At 34.9% G+C, this 19,499-nt stretch carries 18 protein-coding genes, 1 tRNA gene and 1 other RNA gene; 10 read left to right on the top strand and 10 right to left on the bottom strand.

Going from position 1 to position 19,499, the window contains the following annotated elements; all coding sequences use genetic code 11:
* Window positions 1-28: 28 nt before the first annotated feature.
* Window positions 29-1,252 carry an SGNH/GDSL hydrolase family protein gene (locus E7480_05140; protein MBE6903973.1) on the bottom strand — a complete coding sequence of 408 codons (1,224 nt, stop codon included), beginning with the start codon at window positions 1,250-1,252 and terminating at the stop codon, window positions 29-31.
* A gap of 130 nt (window positions 1,253-1,382) precedes the next feature.
* Between E7480_05140 and E7480_05135 the strand changes: the two genes are divergently transcribed.
* On the top strand, window positions 1,383-1,700 hold the full coding sequence (locus E7480_05135) for a helix-turn-helix transcriptional regulator (protein MBE6903972.1): 318 nt from the start codon (window positions 1,383-1,385) through the stop codon (window positions 1,698-1,700).
* 82 nt (window positions 1,701-1,782) lie between these two features.
* On the opposite strand, the gene E7480_05130 is transcribed toward E7480_05135, so the two are convergent.
* The 5 genes from E7480_05130 to E7480_05110 all read right to left on the bottom strand — a co-directional run bounded on the left by E7480_05130 (window position 1,783) and on the right by E7480_05110 (window position 4,503).
* Window positions 1,783-2,415: a sugar O-acetyltransferase gene (locus E7480_05130; protein ID MBE6903971.1), complete on the bottom strand. Its 633-nt coding sequence runs from the start codon at window positions 2,413-2,415 to the stop codon at window positions 1,783-1,785.
* Window positions 2,416-2,681: 266 nt separating this feature from the next.
* Window positions 2,682-3,014, bottom strand: coding sequence for a hypothetical protein (locus tag E7480_05125; protein ID MBE6903970.1), 333 nt, complete (start codon window positions 3,012-3,014; stop codon window positions 2,682-2,684).
* Between the two features lie 68 nt (window positions 3,015-3,082).
* The gene (locus E7480_05120) at window positions 3,083-3,625 is read right to left on the bottom strand and encodes an NADH peroxidase (protein MBE6903969.1); all 543 of its coding nucleotides are present in this window, start codon (window positions 3,623-3,625) and stop codon (window positions 3,083-3,085) included.
* A gap of 31 nt (window positions 3,626-3,656) precedes the next feature.
* On the bottom strand, window positions 3,657-4,040 hold the full coding sequence (locus tag E7480_05115; GenBank protein MBE6903968.1) for a transcriptional repressor: 384 nt from the start codon (window positions 4,038-4,040) through the stop codon (window positions 3,657-3,659).
* A 386-nt stretch (window positions 4,041-4,426) separates the two neighbouring features.
* A tRNA-Arg gene (locus tag E7480_05110) sits at window positions 4,427-4,503 on the bottom strand.
* A gap of 207 nt (window positions 4,504-4,710) precedes the next feature.
* On the opposite strand from E7480_05110, the gene E7480_05105 reads away from it, so the two are divergent.
* Genes E7480_05105 through E7480_05085 form a run of 5 tightly spaced genes read left to right on the top strand, consistent with a single transcriptional unit; the run spans window position 4,711 to window position 10,706 of the window.
* Complete coding sequence (locus tag E7480_05105) at window positions 4,711-5,094, top strand: hypothetical protein (GenBank protein MBE6903967.1); 384 nt, start codon at window positions 4,711-4,713, stop codon at window positions 5,092-5,094.
* Window positions 5,091-5,987 carry a nucleotidyltransferase gene (locus tag E7480_05100; GenBank protein MBE6903966.1) on the top strand — a complete coding sequence of 299 codons (897 nt, stop codon included), beginning with the start codon at window positions 5,091-5,093 and terminating at the stop codon, window positions 5,985-5,987. The genes E7480_05105 and E7480_05100 overlap by 4 nt, the downstream gene beginning before the upstream one ends.
* Window positions 5,988-6,006: 19 nt before the next feature.
* A complete protein-coding gene (locus E7480_05095; GenBank protein ID MBE6903965.1) occupies window positions 6,007-8,811 on the top strand; it encodes an N-acetylmuramoyl-L-alanine amidase in 2,805 nt (934 codons plus the stop codon).
* Window positions 8,812-8,849: 38 nt separating this feature from the next.
* Window positions 8,850-9,482 (top strand): O-methyltransferase, encoded by a 633-nt coding sequence (locus tag E7480_05090; protein ID MBE6903964.1) that lies wholly within the window; start codon window positions 8,850-8,852, stop codon window positions 9,480-9,482.
* A gap of 15 nt (window positions 9,483-9,497) precedes the next feature.
* Window positions 9,498-10,706 (top strand): U32 family peptidase, encoded by a 1,209-nt coding sequence (locus E7480_05085; protein ID MBE6903963.1) that lies wholly within the window; start codon window positions 9,498-9,500, stop codon window positions 10,704-10,706.
* Between the two features lie 59 nt (window positions 10,707-10,765).
* Here the strand turns inward: E7480_05085 and ychF are convergent, their stop codons facing one another.
* The 4 genes from ychF to E7480_05065 all read right to left on the bottom strand — a co-directional run bounded on the left by ychF (window position 10,766) and on the right by E7480_05065 (window position 12,979).
* Window positions 10,766-11,860 carry a redox-regulated ATPase YchF gene (gene ychF / locus E7480_05080; GenBank protein ID MBE6903962.1) on the bottom strand — a complete coding sequence of 365 codons (1,095 nt, stop codon included), beginning with the start codon at window positions 11,858-11,860 and terminating at the stop codon, window positions 10,766-10,768.
* 39 nt (window positions 11,861-11,899) lie between these two features.
* A non-coding RNA gene (gene ssrS / locus E7480_05075) (6S RNA) lies at window positions 11,900-12,103 on the bottom strand.
* Window positions 12,104-12,106: 3 nt separating this feature from the next.
* On the bottom strand, window positions 12,107-12,403 hold the full coding sequence (locus E7480_05070; protein ID MBE6903961.1) for a DUF1292 domain-containing protein: 297 nt from the start codon (window positions 12,401-12,403) through the stop codon (window positions 12,107-12,109).
* 12 nt (window positions 12,404-12,415) lie between these two features.
* Entirely contained in the window at window positions 12,416-12,979 is a 564-nt protein-coding gene (locus tag E7480_05065; protein ID MBE6903960.1) for an HPF/RaiA family ribosome-associated protein, read from the bottom strand.
* 145 nt (window positions 12,980-13,124) lie between these two features.
* On the opposite strand from E7480_05065, the gene miaB reads away from it, so the two are divergent.
* From miaB to mutL, 4 genes are read left to right on the top strand one after another with little or no spacing between them, the layout of a single operon-like run.
* Window positions 13,125-14,513 carry a tRNA (N6-isopentenyl adenosine(37)-C2)-methylthiotransferase MiaB gene (gene miaB / locus E7480_05060; protein MBE6903959.1) on the top strand — a complete coding sequence of 463 codons (1,389 nt, stop codon included), beginning with the start codon at window positions 13,125-13,127 and terminating at the stop codon, window positions 14,511-14,513.
* A gap of 17 nt (window positions 14,514-14,530) precedes the next feature.
* Entirely contained in the window at window positions 14,531-14,920 is a 390-nt protein-coding gene (locus tag E7480_05055) for a YlbF family regulator (protein ID MBE6903958.1), read from the top strand.
* Window positions 14,921-14,956: 36 nt separating this feature from the next.
* Entirely contained in the window at window positions 14,957-17,560 is a 2,604-nt protein-coding gene (gene mutS / locus E7480_05050; GenBank protein MBE6903957.1) for a DNA mismatch repair protein MutS, read from the top strand.
* 22 nt (window positions 17,561-17,582) lie between these two features.
* Window positions 17,583-19,499, top strand: coding sequence for a DNA mismatch repair endonuclease MutL (gene mutL, locus E7480_05045; GenBank protein MBE6903956.1), 1,917 nt, complete (start codon window positions 17,583-17,585; stop codon window positions 19,497-19,499).

The raw sequence follows: 19,499 nt of genomic DNA, 5'->3' as shown, positions 1-19,499 counted from the left end.
AGTAAAAACTTCGAGCCCTGTTTTTATATTAATTTATTGCACGAATAAAACTATATAATAGTGTTCCTATTTCAGTATATCCTGCTGCTGAGGGATGTATTGCGCCTACACCGCCCTTTTCCATATTTTTAACTGTATCTAAAGATGCGTTTGTTGGTGCTATGAATACATTCTTTAAATTTGAATATTTTTCAATAATTTTAAGGTTAGCCGTGTATGTATTTGATTTACAGCGTTCGGCTTTATAGATGTTTTCTCCATATTGCTCATTGAATTTTTCTTGTTCAACGGTACAAGGTAAAATTAAATTCCAAATGATTTTAATATTTGAATCGTATGAATGAATATTATTTATTATAAATTCCATATTTTCAAAATATGTTTTCATATTATTGTTTAAATGTTGGGTTGATGTACATTTAGTTAAATCATTAATTCCCAATTGTATGGAAACACAATCAATTTTTGGATAGCTTTGAGATTGCATATAATAAGAAAAATCAAATTTCTTTGTGTTAGGATTATAAAATGGGTTTGAACAGCTTGTTGTAGATTTTGTTTCTACAAACATTTTAGCAGTGTAGCCACTTTTTCCTTCGTGTTTGTTTAAATTCTTTCCTTCGGTTCCAAGCATAGTTAAGCTGTAATTATTATTGTTAGCAAGACTTAGTACGGTCTGAGGTTCTATATTAGCTGCTATTGTACTATCTCCAATTATTAATATAGAAAGACTATCTTTTTGAGTTTTATCTTTAATTTCAATTTTTGTTGTTCCTTTATTCAAAATATTATTATCTCTATCGTAAACAGCAATAGTTAAATTTATAGTTTCAGCCTTTTGGGGCGTATACTCCCAACGGTCAGTGTAAGCAGTTCCTTTGTTCTCAGAATCAACTTTAAAAACAATATTATCCATAGAATTGTATTTAACAAGATTTAAAAAATATAATTTTATAGGTTGACCGACAAAAGCATAGATTTTGGATGGCAGAGCTAAAGGAGAAAATTTTTCTTGAGAAGATATATTGCTTGACTGTGATTGTGTAGTATTATCTGGCGAGGTTTGAGAAACATCAGAATTTGTAATCTGGCTGTTGCTTGAAATAATACTTGATGAATTGGACGTAATAATATTGTTTAATTCGGAATAAGCAGAATTCGAATTATTACTATTAATACCGCAACTAAAAAGACTAATTAATAATGCTAATAAAGTTAAAAAAAGCATTATATTTTTAAAAAAAACTTTCAAAATAATCACTCCATATATTAATTTTGAATCAATTATACATCTTTAGGTTAATAATGTCAACCTAAAGATGCTTATAATTAACCCGTGAAGTAATATAATATATCCATAAGTCAATGCAAGGAGTGAAAATATGACATCTGATAAACTGAAGGAAATAGGTACTCGTATTAGTGACAGACGAAAACAATTAAACTATACGCAGGAACAAATTGCTGATAAAATGGATGTTTCTATTCAAATGATTTCTAATCTTGAACGGGGAAATAAGGCAATTAAAATAGAAAATCTGATAAAAATAAGCGAAATACTTAATGTGAGTACTGACTATATATTAATAGGAAAACATACAGAAAAAGATGTTAATTCGGTTTTGAATCGTATTTCTAACCTCTCAGATGTCGATTATAAAATGATAGACATGTTAATTGAATATTGTTTAAATAAATAATATATGATAGCAAAAAGGGCACAGAATAAAATCTGTGTCCTTTTTAAATTTGAAAATTAATTATAAATAAAGCTCTGTGTAATCAATTTGAAAAAACACGGCTAACAATGTTTTCCCAGGCTTCTTCATCAAATTCTTCGTTTTTATATAATTTTCGTCTATCTTCTTCTCCGATTTTTCTTTTAACCTTACAGGGATTTCCTACTGCTATACACCAATCAGGAATATCCTTTGTTACAACACTTCCTGCTCCTATAACAACATTACTGCCAATAGTTACACCGGGACAGATTACACTATTTCCGCCTATCCATACATTATCACCGATGATAATTTCTTTTCCGTATTCATAACCCGAATTTCTGCTATCGGGATGTATAGGATGACCGGCAGTAAAGATAGATACATTGGGAGCTAATTGGCAATTGTCGCCGATTTTAACTTTTGCAACATCTAAAATTGTACAGTTATAGTTTGCAAAAAAGTTTTTTCCAACTTCAATATTAGTTCCAAAATCACAATAAAACGGGGGATTGATAAATGCTTCTTCTGACTTTCCCAATAATTCTTTAACTACTTTCATAACCCCGTCAATATCACATCTGTCCATAAAATTTAATTTTTGCAAAATTTTTCGACAGTTTAACAATTCTTCTATAACGGCTTCGTCGGCAATATAAGCCAAACCTTTGTTTCGACGTTCAATGTTATTCATTTAAAAATTTCTCCATAAGTTTTAATTGTTGATAGATAGTATACACGAGAAAATTGATTCTATTTTGTTACATAAAAGGCACGGATTTTACACCGTGACTTTTCATATAATTGTTAATATTTATTTTATTATTTAAAGTATCTGTTCAAAAGTCTCTCAAATGCCTTACCGTGACGAACTCGTCTTGAAACTGCACTTAAAAACCGCTTGAAATCAAGGAGTTTTGGGGCTGTGTTTTCAAAAACCCACTTTTATCACAGTAAAGTTTAACCGCCATACCAACCTTCGAGCAGGTTTACTTTTACGGCAATTCCATTTTCAAAATAAATTTCATACCAAAGGGAGTTATCATAACTCATAATTAGTTCAGGGGTATTTTCACGAATCATATAAAAGGCTCGAGTTAATTCACCTGTTTTATCGTCAACCCATTGTTTAGAAAAACCCCCATATTTATCGACAATTTCTTCTGCTGAACTACCAATAATAAATCGGTCATTAAATTTATAGTGTGTTAGATGACAATACCAATAAATACCTATTGCCAACACTAAAATTATAATAGTGATAATTGATGTAATTATAATTTTCTTTTTCAATTAAATCATCCCAAAAAAGATGTGCTACCAAAATGATAGCACATCTTATGTGATTTTTCAAGCAGATATTATTTGAAGTAGCGGTTGAGGAGTCCCTCAAATGCTTTGCCGTGACGAGCCTCATCACGAGCCATTTCGTGAACAGTGTCATGAATTGCATCAAGACCTAATTCTTTTGCGAGCTTAGCAAGCTCGAATTTGCCCATTGTTGCGCCGTTTTCAGCATCAACACGTACAGCAAGATTTTCTTTTGTAGAAGGGGAAACAACTTCGCCTAAAAGCTCTGCAAATTTTGCAGCGTGCTCAGCCTCTTCGTAAGCTGCTTTTTCCCAATAAAGTCCGATTTCGGGATATCCTTCACGGTGAGCAGCTCTTGCCATAGCAAGATACATACCAACTTCACAGCATTCGCCTTCGAAATTAGCTTTTAAACCTTCAATAATTCTGGGGTCTACACCCTTAGCAATACCGATGATGTGCTCAGCAGCCCATGTCTTTTCGTCGGAAGCTTCCTTGAATTTTTCAGCAGGAGCTTTGCAAAGAGGACAAGCCTCGGGAGCAGAATCTCCTTCGTGAGTATAACCGCAGATAGTACATACAAATTTTTTCATAGTTTTTTCTCCTTTTAAATATAAATTTTATTTATTGATTTTTACAGCAGTTACAGAGATACCGAACAATAAGCTCTGCAGATTGAGGTGTACAGCCTTTTGTTTGTGTAACCTCGGTTAAAAATTTGGCAGCAGTAGAATCGAAAACATCTTCAATTTTTCCGCATGAAATACAAACAAGATGATAGTGCGGGGTAGAGTCACCGTCAAAATGAACTTCGCCGCCTGCATTTACGATAGTTATGTTTCCGCTTTGAGCAAGCTCTCCGAGATTACGGTAAACAGTTGCAAGACTGATATTTGGAAACTTGTTTTTTACTTCGGCGAAAACTTCCTGTGCAGTAGGGTGGTCGCATCTTGATTTAAGATTGTTGATGATTTCTTCTCGCTTTGGTGAGTACCGTTGATTTGTCATAGTCGCTTTTTGATACAGCGGATAAAATGCAAATATCTTCCTTTCGTATTATTTTTTTAATGCCTCCAATTTATTGGTTTTTATTCCCTTAACGATAATCATTATCATTAAGTGATTACATCATAGCATATAAATTTTTGTTTGTCAACACTTTTTTTAAAAAAATTAAAAAAATGAAGTTTGGGCTTCGCCCAAGTGAAGCAGCGACAATGCCGCTGTGAAGCATCGCGCTTACGCATGAAGTGAAGTAAAGTGTGCCACTCACGTCCGCAGACACTTCACAATGCGCAGCATCACTTCGTGCACCGAAGGTGTGCTTATCGTGCCGTAAGGCACACTTAGTTCAAAAACCCTGATTTGTCTACCAGACAAATCAGGGTTTTTGTTGGTATGCCCGATGCGATTCGAACGCACTGCCTTTGGAGTCGGAGTCCAACGCTCTATCCAACTGAGCTACGGGCACATATATATAAGTAATTATATATTGTTTTGACTCTTTTTGCAAGGCTTTTAATTTTTAAAATTTGGCAGTTGAAATATTTGATGTAAATACTTGATTTTATATTATATAAATGTTAAAATATTTAGAGCGTAAAAGAGTTGTTAAAGGAAAGTGAAGGGATTGAAAAAAATTCTTTTTGTATGTACCGGGAATACTTGCCGAAGTCCTATGGCAAAGGTACTCTTTGATAAGCTTGCAAAAAAGAATAAATTAAATTGGTCAGCTGATAGCTGCGGAATAGCGACTTTCGGAGGAAGTCCTGCAACGGAGAATGCCATCGAGGCAGTTAAAGAAGAAGGCTGTGATTTGAGCGGACATATTTCAAAGCCGATAAGCAATGAACTTTTACAGGAAGCTGACCTTGTAGCTTGTATTTCCAAGGCTCATATGAACGCTGTAAAAGGATATTTTCCTGAGTATGAGGATAAAATCATAGTTTTGGGAAATGGAATTTCCGATCCTTACGGTTTTTCTCTTGATACATATATTGAAACTATGAAAGAGATAAAACAAGAAATTGAAAATTTATTTGAAACGGAGCTTTTAAAATGAATAAACCTACATTAGTTATTATGGCTGCCGGTATGGGAAGCCGTTACGGAGGCCTTAAGCAAATTGATCCTATAGGCGCAAACGGAGAAATCATTATGGATTTTTCTATAATGGATGCTAAAAAAGCAGGCTTTGAAAAGGCTGTAATAGTGATAAAAAAAGAAAATGAACAGCTTTTTAAAGAGGCTGTAGGGGATAGGCTTGAAAAGCATATGAAAATAGAATATGCTTATCAGGAGCTTACAAATCTACCTGAGGGCTTTTGTGTTCCTGAGGGACGTGTAAAGCCTTGGGGAACAGGGCACGCAGTTCTTGCGGCGGCTGATAAAATCGAAGGTCCTTTTGCAGTAATAAATGCAGATGATTATTACGGTCCCAAAGCATTTTCTATTATTTATGATTTTCTTACATCACAAGCTCAGGACGGCGAAAAGCAGCATTTTTGTATGGCGGGCTTTGTTTTGAAAAACACAATCACCGAGAACGGACACGTTGCAAGAGGTGTTTGTGTTGCTGACGAAAACGATATTCTTACTGATATTAATGAGCGTACTAAAATTCAACGCAATAACGGAATTATTCAATATACCGAAGATGACGTTAATTGGGTTGACTTAGATGAAAACGCTCTTGTGTCTATGAATTGTTGGGGATTTACAAACGCTTTCTTAGATGAATTGAAAATAAGATTTGTTGAGTTCCTTAAAAAAAGCGGAAATGAGCTTAAAAGCGAATACTTCCTTCCTTTTGTTGTAGATGAACTTATAAGCGAAGGAAAAGCAGATGTAAAGGTTTTAAAGACAGATGACAAATGGTATGGAGTTACATATAAAGAGGATAAGGAACAAGTAGTTTCCGCTATAAAAGCTATGGTTGACAAAGGAATGTATTGATTAGGAGAAAAACTTATTTATGCAGCTTTACGGTAAAAGCGGGTACAAAAGAGTATATTTATTTGTACTTGCACTTATTATGGTTTTAAGTTCGTGCCAATTCAGTATACGTAACGAGGAATCGGAAAATTTTGAATATAAAACTGCTCTTGATTTTTATTATTCAGAGCTGCCTCAGGGCAGCTCTTCTTCTGTTACATCGTTGCGTGCTGTGTTTGCAAATAATGACGTAAAAGTAAATGCTATAAATACATATAATTCAATTTCAAACGCATTGAGTGTTGCAAAGGATAACGGCTTTAATTGTATTGTTGCGGATTTTAATCCTTACGAGCTGTATTTTTCGGATATGTATTATTCAAAGCCGGGTCAAGCAAAAATAATCCCTGAGAATGCAAAGCTTATAAACGATATTATATCTCAAGCGAATGATTTGGGAATAAATGTATTTTTAAAGGTTGATGCTTTTCTTGTTTCCGATGGAAGCTTTGGCTTTGAAAATCTTAACTATATCAATAAAAATGATTTAGCTATTAATGAAAAAAGATATTTGAATATTTGCAAATACTCAAATATTTTGATTATGTCGGATATTTTTTCAAGAATGAGCAGTGACATAAAAGCGCAAGGCTATATTTTATCAGAGCTTGATTTTCCTCAAATTCCTGAGTGTGAAAAGGAGTGCCTATTAACTGAAACAAGTGCTGATGAATATGTAAAAAAAGCACTTGAAAATGCGACTGTAAATGCAATAAGCTCTATTTTGAATGTCTCTCCGGGAATACCTGTAATGCTTGATTACGAAGCTACTGTTTATGCGGATTATGATGCTTTATTGCAAAAAAAGTTGTTTAACTCTGTTTTTTGTAATAAAGAGGATGCTCAAACTCTTGATGACGATATTGATTTTGTTTTAAAGCAAGAAATTAAGGGCGAGGTTTATGATGTTGCGGAAGAATACAAAAGCTCGCTTTCTTTGGAAAAATGTTTTGGAACTGTATTTTATGACAGTAAAGTTTTAGCACATAATGAAAATTATCTTCTTGCTCTGAAATTAGAATTTGAAGGTCAGATTGATGATGAAACAAAGGGAATAGAGCTTGAAATTTCAACACCTAAAAACAATATAACAGTAGAAAGAGAAAATATTGTTATTTCGGGTAGCTGCGATAATAATTTCCCTTTATATATGAATGGTGAAAAAATTGAACCTTCGGAAAAGGGATTGTTTTCTGTTGATTATAAGCTTAATAAAGGAAAGAACGTTATTGAGTTTTCGCATAAGGATAAAACTGTAACTCTGAACGTAACTTATTATTTGAGAATTATAAAGGATTTATCTTTAGTTAATAATATAACGGTTTCCTCCGGTGCAACCGTTGCTATGAGTGTGTATGCAAGAAGCGGTGCGAAGGTAAGCGGTGTTTTAAACGGAAAAACTATTGCCTTTACTCAAAAAAATGTGGCTGAAGATGACGATTCGGAAAATGCAGATAATGACTTCGCACTTTTTGAAGCTGTTTTTGCTGTTGAGCAAAACAACAGTGAAAAAACAAAAAACTTAGGAAGTTGCCGTGTAACTGCTTCTTATAATGGATTTACCGAAAGTCTTGTAAGCGGAAAAATCTTTGTAGAGAGCATATTTAACAATACCGAAGGTCAGAATATGATTGTTGAAACAACGGCTGAAAGAGCGGAAACCTTTGACAATGATATGGCGCAATCTGTTATTGATAAAGCGCTTCCTATAAATATTTATCTTCCCAAAGGCACAAAAGACTACGTTATAGGTGAGATTACTTACTTTGATGACGGCGAAGATTTAAGCTATTGGAAGATGAAAAGCGGAAAACGTGTTTATAAAAAAGATAGTAAAACTTACGTATCTTCTGAAAAGCTTTACGGAGAAATCTCTTCTGTTTCGGTAGTGGATAACGGTAAATATACCGATATTATAATGAATACACCGGCAAGACCGCCTTTTGAGATTGATTTTAATGTAAGCTATAAAGCTTTTAATAAAAAAGCGGGATATTTTGACTTTACGTGTAATTTTAATCCTTCAACTATTTCGTTTTTGCTTCATAACGTAAATTTTGACGGGGGTATAAACGTTTCGCAAAATCCTGTTCTTTCAAATGTTTCTATGTCGAATGTTTCTTCAAATTCCTGCAGACTTACTCTTAATTTGAAAAATGCAGGAAGATTTTACGGCTTTACCTCTAAATATGACGAACAGGGAAGGCTTTGTATACGCCTTATCAATCCTACGGTTTATAATGAAAGTACAGGTAAATTCAGCGAAGGCTTTACTGTTCTTGTTGATGCAGGACATGGAGGTAAAGACCCCGGTGCAAAGGGTGTAGGAGGAGTATGGGAGCAAACTCTTAATCTAAGAGTTGCACAGGAGCTTGTAAATAAATTTAAACAAGCAGGTGCAACTGTTTACACCTCGAGAACTACAAATAACGAATATAATAAAGATAAAATTTTTGATATAATCGAGAAACAACAGCCTACTCTTTTAATAAGTATCCATCACAACGCAAGCACAAGCTCTGCTGTATACGGTCCGGAGGTATATTACTATTATCCTTTCAGCCAGGGTATAGCGGAAAAGGTGTTGACTGCTATAGGAAGAACACATTCAGCAGGTTGGAGAAGTAAATATAAGGCTCTCTACAGTCTTCGTTCTCACGAAGGTATGAGAATACTTGTGGAATGTGCTTATATAACAAACGTAAAAGATTATCAATTTGCCGTTGATAATTCCGCATATTTTTCAGAAAAAATATTTACGGCAGTTAAAGAGTATTATTCTTAAGAAAGGCAAAGGGTAATATTTTGGAATACGAAAGTCTTATAAATTATGAATGTATAACAACATATCTGAGAGGCCTTATTCCTCAGAGAGATGAAAAATTAGCAAAGCTTGAGCAGGAATGCCGTGAAGCTCAGCTTCCTATTGTACGTCCTGAAACTGCAGAATTTTTAGAGCTTTTATGTATGCTGAAGAAACCGACAAAAATATTGGAAATCGGCACTTGCGTAGGCTTTTCGGCACTGCTTATGGTTAATGCATCTCCTCAGCTTGAAAAGCTTATAACTATTGACAGATATCCATATATGATAGAGCGTGCAAAAAAGAATTTTGAAGCTTTTGAGGAAAAAAGAATAACTTTAATGGAAGGTCAGGCGGCAGATATTTTAAAAGAGCTTGATACAGGCTTTGATATTGTATTTCTTGATGCCGCTAAAGGACAGTATCCTGTATTTTTACCCGATTGCTTAAGGCTTCTTAACAAGGGCGGACTTTTTATAGCTGATAACGTTCTTTTTGACGGAGTAATTGCCGATGAAAAACGTGCTGTTCGCCGTGACAGAACAATAGTTAACAGATTAAAGCAGTTTTTAAAAGAAATTTCCGAAAATCCTGAGTTGAAAACGAGCATTCTTCCTTTGGGAGACGGACTTTCTGTATCTTATAAAAAATAATTGAGAGGTGTTAAAATGAGCATTGAGCTTTTATCGCCTGCGGGCAGTATAAATAAGCTTGAAACTGCAGTGCAGTTTGGAGCAGATGCTGTATATATAGGCGGAACAATGTTTGGACTGCGTACTGCTTCCGAAAATGCTGATTTTGAACAGCTGAAATATGGAATAGAATATGCTCATAATCATAATAAAAAAGTATATATAACAACTAATATTGTGGCAAGAAATGATGATTTGAAACGTTTTCCTAACTTTTTGAAGCAATTAGAGCAGACAAAAGCAGATGCTGTTATAGTAACAGATTTCGGGCTTTTTTCTGCTGTCAGAGAATTAGCTCCTAAGCTCGAAATTCACGTTTCAACACAGGCAAATTTGTTAAATTATGAAAGCTGTAACGCCTTTTATAAAATGGGTGCTAAGCGTGTTGTTTTAGCAAGAGAATTAAGCTTTGAAGAGATAGCGGAAATAAGAGCAAAAACTGATAAAAACCTTGAGCTTGAGGCTTTTGTCCACGGTGCTATGTGCGTTTCCTTTTCGGGCAGATGTTTACTTAGCGATTATATGACAGCGCGCAGTGCCAACAGAGGGAATTGCACTCAGCCTTGCCGTTTTAAATATACTCTTATGGAAGAAAAGCGCCCCAATGAATATATGCCTGTTTTCGAAGATGAAAACGGTACATTTATTCTCAATTCTAAAGATTTATGTATGATTGAGCATATAGATAAACTTGCGGAGTGCGGAATTACTTCATTTAAAATTGAAGGCAGAGTAAAAAGTGAATTTTATGTTGCTACAATTACTGCTGCATACAGACGTGCAATAGATGATTATCTTTCAGGAAAGCCCTTTAATCCTCAGCTTATTGAAGAGGTTTGCTCTGTCAGCCACCGAGAATACTGCAAAGGCTTTTATTTTGGAAACAGTATTCAAAATCAAGTCTATGCAAGCTCAAGCTATATAAGAGAATGTGATTTAATTGCATTAGTAGAAAAATATGAGCCCGAAAATAATACGGTTCTTTGTTATCACAGAAATCGTTTTAAAGTAGGGGAGGAGCTTGAAATTCTTGAACCCGGCGGAGAGGTAACTAAGTTTATTCTTGAAAAAATGACAGATAAATATGGCAATATCCTTGAAGAAGCGCTTCATCCTGAAATGGAGCTTCACGTTCAGACTCCTAAGCCTATATTACCTCATTCAATTATCAGAAGAAGAAAATAGCGCAAAAAAAAGCATTTGTGAAACCGATAGGTAACACAAATGCTTTTTTGTATGTAAAATTAAACGTTAAATCTGAAAAGAACAATATCTCCGTCTTTGAAAACGTATTCTTTTCCTTCTGAGCGTACAAGGCCTTTTTCTTTTGCAGCAGTCATTGAACCGCAAGCGATAAGGTCGTCATAAGAAATAACCTCAGCTCTGATAAAGCCTCTTTCAAAATCGGAGTGTATTTTTCCTGCAGCCTGAGGAGCTTTTGTTCCTTTGGTAATTGTCCAGGCTCTGACCTCGGGAGCACCTGCTGTAAGATAACTGATAAGTCCGAGTAATGAATAGCTTTTTTGCACAAGACGGTCAAGTCCCGATTGCTCAATTCCAAGCTCTTCAAGAAACATCTGCTTCTCTTCGTCATCCATGCCCGAAAGCTCTTCTTCGATTTTAGCGCATATGGGAAGAACTTCAGCGTTTTCGATTTCGGCACGTTTACATACCTCTTTGAAATAAGGGTTGCTGTCTATACCGTTAACGAAATCGTCCTCGCTCATATTTGCTGCATATATTACAGGCTTGTTTGTCAAAAGAGATACCTGAGCAAGAAGAGCAGCCTCTTCGGGAGTTGTCTCAACACTTCTTGCAGGCAGTTCCTGTTCAAGAGCTTTCTTGACACGTACAAGTAAATCAAGCTCAGCTTGATATTTCTTATCACCCTTTAATGCTTTTGTAACTCTGTCAATACGGCGTTCAATCATTTCGATATCGGCAAAAATAAGCTCTAAATTTATAGTGTCCATATCACGTATAGGAGAAATGCTTCCGTCAACGTGAACTATATTAGAGTCATCAAAGCATCTTACAACGTGAACAATAGCATCAACCTCTCTTATGTGAGAGAGAAATTTATTTCCTAAGCCTTCGCCTCGGGAAGCACCTTTAACAAGACCTGCAATATCAACAAATTCAATAATTGCGTGAGTTGTTTTAGCGGGATTATACATCTCTGTAAGAACGTCTAATCTTTTATCGGGAACAGCAACTATGCCAACGTTTGGCTCAATGGTACAAAAAGGGTAGTTAGCACTTTCTGCTCCTGCATTAGTTATTGCATTAAATAATGTACTTTTACCTACATTAGGTAAACCGACAATACCAAGTTTCATAATTTATTTGCTCCTGTTTTTTTTAAAATTTTAAAATAAAAAATCCCCACACAGCCGTGTAAGTAACAAATCCGAAACCTGCTCTCACAGGTGGGTTATCTCTCCACAAACTCGCGCTCCCTTCGTCCAACCTATCCAAAATGATAGGCCGGGAGGTCTGCAAACCCTTTGCAGAAGTCGAAGTCCCTTTAATTCGTCAATGGTTTTGAATTGCGTTACAAATCACGTACATAGCAGGGAAAAGGTTTAATTTAGTTCATCTTCTTCGTTATAGTATTCCTCACTGCGACGGATAAATTCCTGCGCGATAATATCTAAGGTTTCCTCGTCGTCAACGCTTTCAAAATATTGGTCTCCGTTTTCTTCTTCAACAACACGAAGCACAACAAAGTTTCCGTCTTCTTCGCTTTCCGGTTCTTCAACGGGCATAAGCGCTGCATAAACTGCATCGTCAAGCTCTAACATATCAACGACTTCCATTTGATATTCATTACCGTCGTCATCGCTGAAAAAGATTATATCATTTCCGAATTCTTCACTCATTTTAAATTCTCCTTACATTTTTGGACTTATAAGTCCGTATTTTCCGTCTTTTCTTTTATAAACCACGTTTACAAGAGAGTTTTCGGAATTTAAAAAAACAAAAAAATGATGACCTATCATATTCATTTGCAAAATAGCTTCTTCGGGATCCATAGGCTTTATATCAAAATTTTTGGTTTTAATTATTTCAAAAGTATCCTCTTCGTAGGGAACATCGGGAAATTCATCAGCTGAGATATTTAAATTGCTTTTGAATTTTCTTTCAAGCTTCTTTTTGCTTTTTATTATTTGTCTGAAAAGAGTATCTATACAAAGGTCAACAGAGGATAATAAAGTTTTATCTGTCTGCTCTGTACGAAAATCAATTCCGTTGCAAAAAATGTTGATTTCCGTTACATAAAAATCATATTTATTTTTAATTGATTTAACCGTTGTAACACATTCGTTTTCGAAAAACTTTTCAAACTTAAGTAATTTGTTTTCAATTTTTTGCTTTTCACTATCTGAAACAGAAAAGCTTTTTTCTATATAAATAAATTTCATATTTACACCCCATATATAATATCGGCGCCACATAAAAACATCTATTCAATATATTAACATTATACCATATAAGAAATATTTTGCAACTGTTTTTTTAACTTTACAAAGTCGTTTAAAAGTGGTATAATATTGAATAATATGGGTAATTGTATTTTTTGTAGAGGATTGGATAAAAACAATGTCTGATTTTAGCTTTAATTTTATACAAGAGCAGCAAGAATTTATAATGAAATTAGGACAATATTGTGTCAATAAAAAAGCTTATGTGGAAACATACGGTTGTCAGCAAAACGTAAGTGATAGCGAGAAGCTTAAAGGTATATTGATAAAAATAGGATATGAGATTGTCTTTAAGGCTTCTGAGGCTGACCTTGTTATTTTTAACACCTGTGCTATAAGGGATAGTGCAGAGCAAAAGGTATTGGGAAATATAGGAGCTTTAAAGCTTCAAAAGAGAAGAAATCCTGATATGCTTATAGGTATATGCGGATGTATGCCTGAGCAAGAGCACGTAAGAGAATATATTTTGAAAAAATGTAAGCATATAGATTTTGTCTTCGGCACTCATACTATGACAAATCTTCCCCAGATTTTATATAAGGTTATTTCCGAAAATCAGAGAGTTTTTGACCTTACAAGTGTTCAAAATAAAATTGCTGAGGAAGTTCCCGTGCTTCGCGAAAGTAAAATTAAAGCATATGTAACAGTCATGTACGGCTGTAATAATTTTTGCAGCTATTGCATAGTTCCGTATACCAGGGGAAGAGAGAGAAGCCGAAACCCCGAGGAGATTATAAAAGAAATAACGTTTCTTGTTAAAGACGGTTGCAAGGATATAACTCTCTTAGGACAAAATGTTAACTCTTACGGAAAAGGCCTTGATACAGAGATTACATTTGCAAAGCTTTTGAGAATGATAAATGAAATAGATGGGGATTTTAAAATCAGGTTTATGACAAGTCACCCGAAGGATTTAACCTTTGAACTTATTGATGCCGTAGCAGAGTGTTCTAAGGTTTCCAAGCATATTCATTTACCTGTTCAATCGGGCTCTGATAGAATTTTAAAGCTTATGAACAGAGTTTACGACACTGAGAGATATTTGTCTATAATTGATTATGTCCGTCAAAAAATAGAAAATCCTGTTTTTACAAGTGATATTATTGTCGGGTTCCCTGGTGAAACAGAAGAGGATTTTCAAGATACTCTTGAGCTTATAAAAAAAGTAAGGTATGATACTTTGTTTACTTTTTTGTATTCAAGAAGAAAAGGTACTCCTGCCGATAAAATGGAGGAGCAAATCCCCGATGATGTTAAACACGACAGATTTAACAGGCTTCTTGAGGTTCAAAATAAAATTTCCAGGGAAATAAATGAGGAATATTTCGGAAAAACAGTAAGAGTATTATGTGAAGGCGAAAGTAAAAACGACAGTACAGTTCTTTGCGGAAGAACAGATGCTAATAAGTTGGTTAATTTCAAAGCCGATAAAAGTCTTATCGGAAGCTATGTAGAAGTTAAAATTACCAAGGTTAATACTTGGTCATTAATAGGAGAAATTATTTAAAATAAGGAGAAAAGAAAATGAGTATTATTACAGACAAAGCAAACGAATTGGGAGAGCTTATAAAAGCTGATGAAAGATTTATAAAATACGAAGAATTAAAACAAAAGCAATCAGCAGATGAAGCACTTCAGGAAAAAATAAGCAATTTTAATTTAAAAAGAATATCACTAAGCAACGAAATGCAAAAGGATGACAGAGACGATGAAAAAGTAAAGCAAATAGAAACACAAATGCAAGAGCTTTACAATGAAATTATGGCGTCTGAAACAATGGCTGAATTTACAAAAGCTTCTAAAGAATTTGAAGATTTAATAAATTCCGTATACACAATTTTAAATTATCATATTACAGGTGAACAGCCCGGCTCCTGCAGCGGTTCATGCAGCACTTGCGGCGGCTGTCATTAAAAGATTTTTCAAAATTAACGTACAGAGGTGTTTTTTGTGAAAGAGTTTACTCCTATGATGAGGCAATATTTAGAAATCAAAGAACAGTATAAAGATACCGTGCTTTTTTATCGCTTAGGTGACTTTTATGAAATGTTTTTTGACGATGCTAAGCTTGCTTCTAAAGAGTTGGAGCTGACTTTGACAGGCAGAGATTGCGGTCAAGAAGAAAGAGCTCCTATGTGCGGAGTGCCTTTTCACAGTAGCGACGGATATATTGCCCGTCTTGTAAATAAAGGCTATAAAGTGGCAATATGCGAACAAACTGAGGACCCCTCTCAAGCAAAGGGTCTTGTTAAACGTGAGGTTGTTAAGATAGTAACACCCGGTACTCTCACTGATACAGAAGCTTTAGATGAGAAGAAAAATAATTATATATGTGCTTTGATTTCAAGAGCTGACGGGACAGGAATTACTTTTGCAGATGTATCTACAGGCGAGCTTTTTGCCACTCAAATAACAGAAAAACGTTACGATAAAATTATAAATGAGCTGGGTAAATTTACGCCCAGTGAGGTTGTTATTACTTCTCAGACTCAGAAGATAAAAGAGATAAATGCCTTTCTATCAAAACGCTTAGAATGTATGCAAACTATTTCTCAGGAAATAGGGGACAGTGAAGCGTCAAATATTGTTCGTTCTCATTTCCAAGATAAATGTAAAGATATTGATTTCGAAAAATGGAGTCCTGCGATTTATTCTGTAGCTGTGCTTTTGAATTATCTTAATAATACACAAAAAACAGAGCTATCTCATATAAACGAGCTTAAGCTTTACGAACAAGCGCAGACAATGGATATTGATTTATCCACAAGAAGAAATCTTGAACTTACCGAAACTATGCGTAATAAAGAGAAAAAAGGCTCTCTTTTATGGGTTCTTGACAGAACCAAAACAGCTATGGGAAGCCGTTTGATGAAAAAATATATTGAACAGCCTCTTATAAATATTGTTACTATAAATAACAGACTTAATGCAGTCAGCGAGCTTAACGATAATCATATTACAAGGCAAGAGATTTCAGAGCTCCTTAACAGTACTTATGATATAGAGCGTCTTATGTCAAGAATAGCTTTGGGAAGCGCAAATGCAAAGGACCTTTTGTCCTTATATCAAACTATATCTCTTTTCCCCGATATCAGAAAAATGATATCAGGCTTTACTACGGCGCTTATCAACGAAATTTACAATGACATTGATAATCTTGACGATATTTCACAGCTTATAGGCTCTGCTATTGTCAAAGAACCTCCTTTCTCAATAAGAGAGGGAGGAATGATTAAAAGGGGATATAACAGCGAGTTAGACGAACTTATTGATATAGTTAATAATGTTTCTGACGTAATAAAAAGAACAGAAAATAGGGAAAAAGAAAGAACAGGCATTAAAAATCTCAAAATTAGCTATAACAGAGTTTTTGGCTATTATATAGAGGTTACAAATTCGTATAAAGAGCTTGTTCCCGAAGAATATATCAGAAAACAAACTCTTGCAAATTGCGAAAGATATATAACTCAGGAGCTCAAAGAACTTGAGGATAAAATCCTTTCTGCGAAGGAGCGTATTTATACTCTTGAATATGAGCTGTTTATTGATTTAAGAAACAAGATAGCTTCGCAGATAAGAAGAATACAGAGAGCTGCATACGGTATAGCAAAGCTTGATGTTATGTGTTCTTTCTCGGAAACAGCTCAAAAAAATAACTATGTACGTCCTGAAATGGACTGTGAAAATATAATAAATATCAAAGATGGCAGGCATCCTGTTGTCGAAAAAATGTTGGGCGGCTCAATGTTTGTCGCAAATGATATTTATTTGGATAATAAGGACGAAAATCTACATATAATTACAGGACCTAATATGGCAGGTAAATCTACCTTTATGCGTCAGGTGGCAATAATAACTGTTATGGCGCAAATAGGTTCTTTCGTGCCTGCAAGCTATGCAAGAATAGGAATAGTAGATAAAATATTTACAAGAGTAGGAGCTTCGGACGATTTGGCGGCAGGTCAGTCAACCTTTATGGTAGAAATGAGCGAGGTTGCCTATATTCTTAAAAACGCAACTAAAAAAAGTCTTTTGATTTTTGACGAGATAGGAAGAGGTACAAGCACATTTGACGGAATGAGTATAGCAAGAGCTGTGCTTGAGTATGTGGCAGATAAGAAAAAAATAGGCGCTAAAACTCTTTTTGCTACTCATTATCACGAGCTTACCGATTTGGAAGGAAAGCTTGAAGGGGTTAAAAACTATAACGTAGTTGTAAAGAAAAAAGGCGACGATATAACCTTTTTGAGAAAAATAGTCAGAGGCGGAACAGATGATAGCTACGGTATAGAGGTTGCAAAAATTGCAGGAATACCTAATGCTGTTATTGAAAGAGCAAAGGAAATATTAAAAAGCATTGAAAGTGAACAGGAAATTCCCGAAAAGAAAAAATCTACTGCTGTTCATATTGAAGAGGATGACGATATGCAAATTTCCTTTGAAAGCACTATAAATGACACTATAATTCAAAAGCTTAAAGATACCGATGTAAATGTATTATCACCCATAGAAGCTCTTAATTTGCTTTACGAAATCAAAAAAGAGATTATTTAAAATAAAAAAGGAGGATATTTCAATGAAAATTAAAGTTTTAGATAAAAAAACAGCGGAGCTTATTGCTGCCGGTGAGGTCGTTGAAAACCCCTCCTGTGTGGTTAAAGAGCTTATAGAAAATTCTGTAGACTCCGGCGCTACCAAAATTACCGTCGAAATAAAAAACGGCGGTAAAGAATACATACGTATAACAGATAACGGATGCGGAATGTCAAAGGAAGATGCTGAAACTGCTTTTGTAAGACACGCTACAAGCAAAATTTCTACTGCCGATGATTTATTTAATATAAATACTTTAGGCTTCAGAGGCGAAGCGTTAGCAAGTATATGCGCAGTTTCTAAAACTCAGCTTATTACAAAAGAAGAAAGCTCTCAAACAGGTACTGATATACTTGTTGAAGGAAATGAGCTGATATATAAAAAAGAGTGTGGCTGTGCAAATGGAACAACAGTTGTTGTAAGGGAGCTTTTTTATAACACTCCTGCAAGACTTGCCTTTTTGAAGAAGGACAGCACCGAGGCTGCACTTATTTCAACAGTTGTTCAAAATGCAGCTATTTCAAATCCTCAAATTGCCTTTACGTTTATAAAGGATGGAGCAGAAGCTCTCTATACCGCCGGAGACGGCAAGCTTATGAGCGTAATTTACAGCCTTTTTGGAAAATTTTTTGCTTCATCTATGCTTGAGGTTGAATTTACTTCCGGTTCAACAGAGGTATCGGGATATATTTCAAAGCCTGTTTATTCAAAGGCTAACAGAAATATGCAGTTGTTTTTTGTTAATTCAAGAAGCATAAAAAGTAAGCTTTTTTCTGCCGCATTAGAGGATGGTTACAGAGGAAGCGTTATGGGAGGAAAATTTCCCGCTTGCGTTTTAAATGTAAAAATTAACCCTAAAGACGTAGATGTCAACGTTCATCCTCAAAAGGCACAGGTTAAGTTTTCTGACGAGCCTTTGATGTTCAATATTATCTGTGATGCAGTAAAAAGTACACTTGATAAAGATAGCGGCAGGGTTGAAATGACTATAGACAGCCCTAAAGAAGCTAAAAATGATTTTATTGAGGATTTCTTTTTTAAAACTCCAAGCACTCCTCAGGAAAATAAAGCTCAAACAGTTATTCCTAAAGTTGAAATAAATGCTCAAGAGTATGTAAAGCCAAACACTTTACACTCTGACGGGATAGGTGTAATTGGTAATGATTTGGGAATTGCCTGGAATGTTCTCAAAAAAGAGGATATAAAAGAAATTCGTGAAAAAGAGAGCTTTGAAAAGCCTGTTGTAAGTGCTCCGATTGTAAAGGAAGAGCCTTTAATTGAGATAAATAAGCAGACTCAGCTTGAGCTTGAACAGAAAGAAAAAGAGTTTTCAGACCCTTATATTGTAACAGGAGAATTATTTTCAACATATATAATAGCTCAGAACTCTGAAAAGGCGCTTATAATTGATAAGCATGCGGCGCATGAGCGTATAATTTTTGAACAGCTAAAGAGTCGTGAAGACGGTTTTGAAAGTCAAGTTCTTTTAGAGCCCATTACTTTGAATTTATCGAAAACAGAATCGGAAGCATTATTGTCTAATAAAGAAAAGCTCCAAAGCTTAGGCTTTTATATAGATGAATTTGGCTTTGGTACAGTAATAGTAAGAGAAGTACCGGAGCTTATGGAATATTCTGATATTGAGTCAGCAATAAGCGAAATTGCTCAGAAGCTTGTAAGAGGTGCGACAAATCTTGCAGATTTAAAAGTCAGAGACGATATTCTTCATTCTGTGGCGTGCAAAGCCGCAATCAAAGCAGGATACTATACCTCTGAAAAAGAAAAGCAGGAGCTTGTAAATAAAGTACTTGAATATGAAAATGTAAAATACTGTCCTCACGGCAGACCTATTGCGGTTGAGCTTACTAAAACAAAGCTTGAAAAAATGTTTAAAAGATAA

Source organism: Oscillospiraceae bacterium, from assembly GCA_015067255.1.
In the GTDB taxonomy this organism is placed as follows: Bacteria; Bacillota; Clostridia; order Oscillospirales; family SIG519; genus SIG519.
This window is presented reverse-complemented; position numbering and strand designations above follow the sequence as displayed.

What these genes read in the sequence shown, in the direction of transcription:
- E7480_05135 (MBE6903972.1), top strand. Translation starts at nt 1,383, where the DNA reads ATGACATCTGATAAACTGAAGGAAATAGGTACTCGTATTAGTGACAGA.
- E7480_05130 (MBE6903971.1), bottom strand. Translation starts at nt 2,415, where the DNA reads ATGAATAACATTGAACGTCGAAACAAAGGTTTGGCTTATATTGCCGAC.
- E7480_05120 (MBE6903969.1), bottom strand. Translation starts at nt 3,625, where the DNA reads ATGAAAAAATTTGTATGTACTATCTGCGGTTATACTCACGAAGGAGAT.
- E7480_05115 (MBE6903968.1), bottom strand. Translation starts at nt 4,040, where the DNA reads ATGACAAATCAACGGTACTCACCAAAGCGAGAAGAAATCATCAACAAT.
- E7480_05105 (MBE6903967.1), top strand. Translation starts at nt 4,711, where the DNA reads ATGGCAAAGGTACTCTTTGATAAGCTTGCAAAAAAGAATAAATTAAAT.
- E7480_05100 (MBE6903966.1), top strand. Translation starts at nt 5,091, where the DNA reads ATGAATAAACCTACATTAGTTATTATGGCTGCCGGTATGGGAAGCCGT.
- E7480_05095 (MBE6903965.1), top strand. Translation starts at nt 6,007, where the DNA reads ATGCAGCTTTACGGTAAAAGCGGGTACAAAAGAGTATATTTATTTGTA.
- E7480_05085 (MBE6903963.1), top strand. Translation starts at nt 9,498, where the DNA reads ATGAGCATTGAGCTTTTATCGCCTGCGGGCAGTATAAATAAGCTTGAA.
- ychF (MBE6903962.1), bottom strand. Translation starts at nt 11,860, where the DNA reads ATGAAACTTGGTATTGTCGGTTTACCTAATGTAGGTAAAAGTACATTA.
- E7480_05070 (MBE6903961.1), bottom strand. Translation starts at nt 12,403, where the DNA reads ATGAGTGAAGAATTCGGAAATGATATAATCTTTTTCAGCGATGACGAC.
- E7480_05065 (MBE6903960.1), bottom strand. Translation starts at nt 12,979, where the DNA reads ATGTGGCGCCGATATTATATATGGGGTGTAAATATGAAATTTATTTAT.
- miaB (MBE6903959.1), top strand. Translation starts at nt 13,125, where the DNA reads ATGTCTGATTTTAGCTTTAATTTTATACAAGAGCAGCAAGAATTTATA.
- E7480_05055 (MBE6903958.1), top strand. Translation starts at nt 14,531, where the DNA reads ATGAGTATTATTACAGACAAAGCAAACGAATTGGGAGAGCTTATAAAA.
- mutL (MBE6903956.1), top strand. Translation starts at nt 17,583, where the DNA reads ATGAAAATTAAAGTTTTAGATAAAAAAACAGCGGAGCTTATTGCTGCC.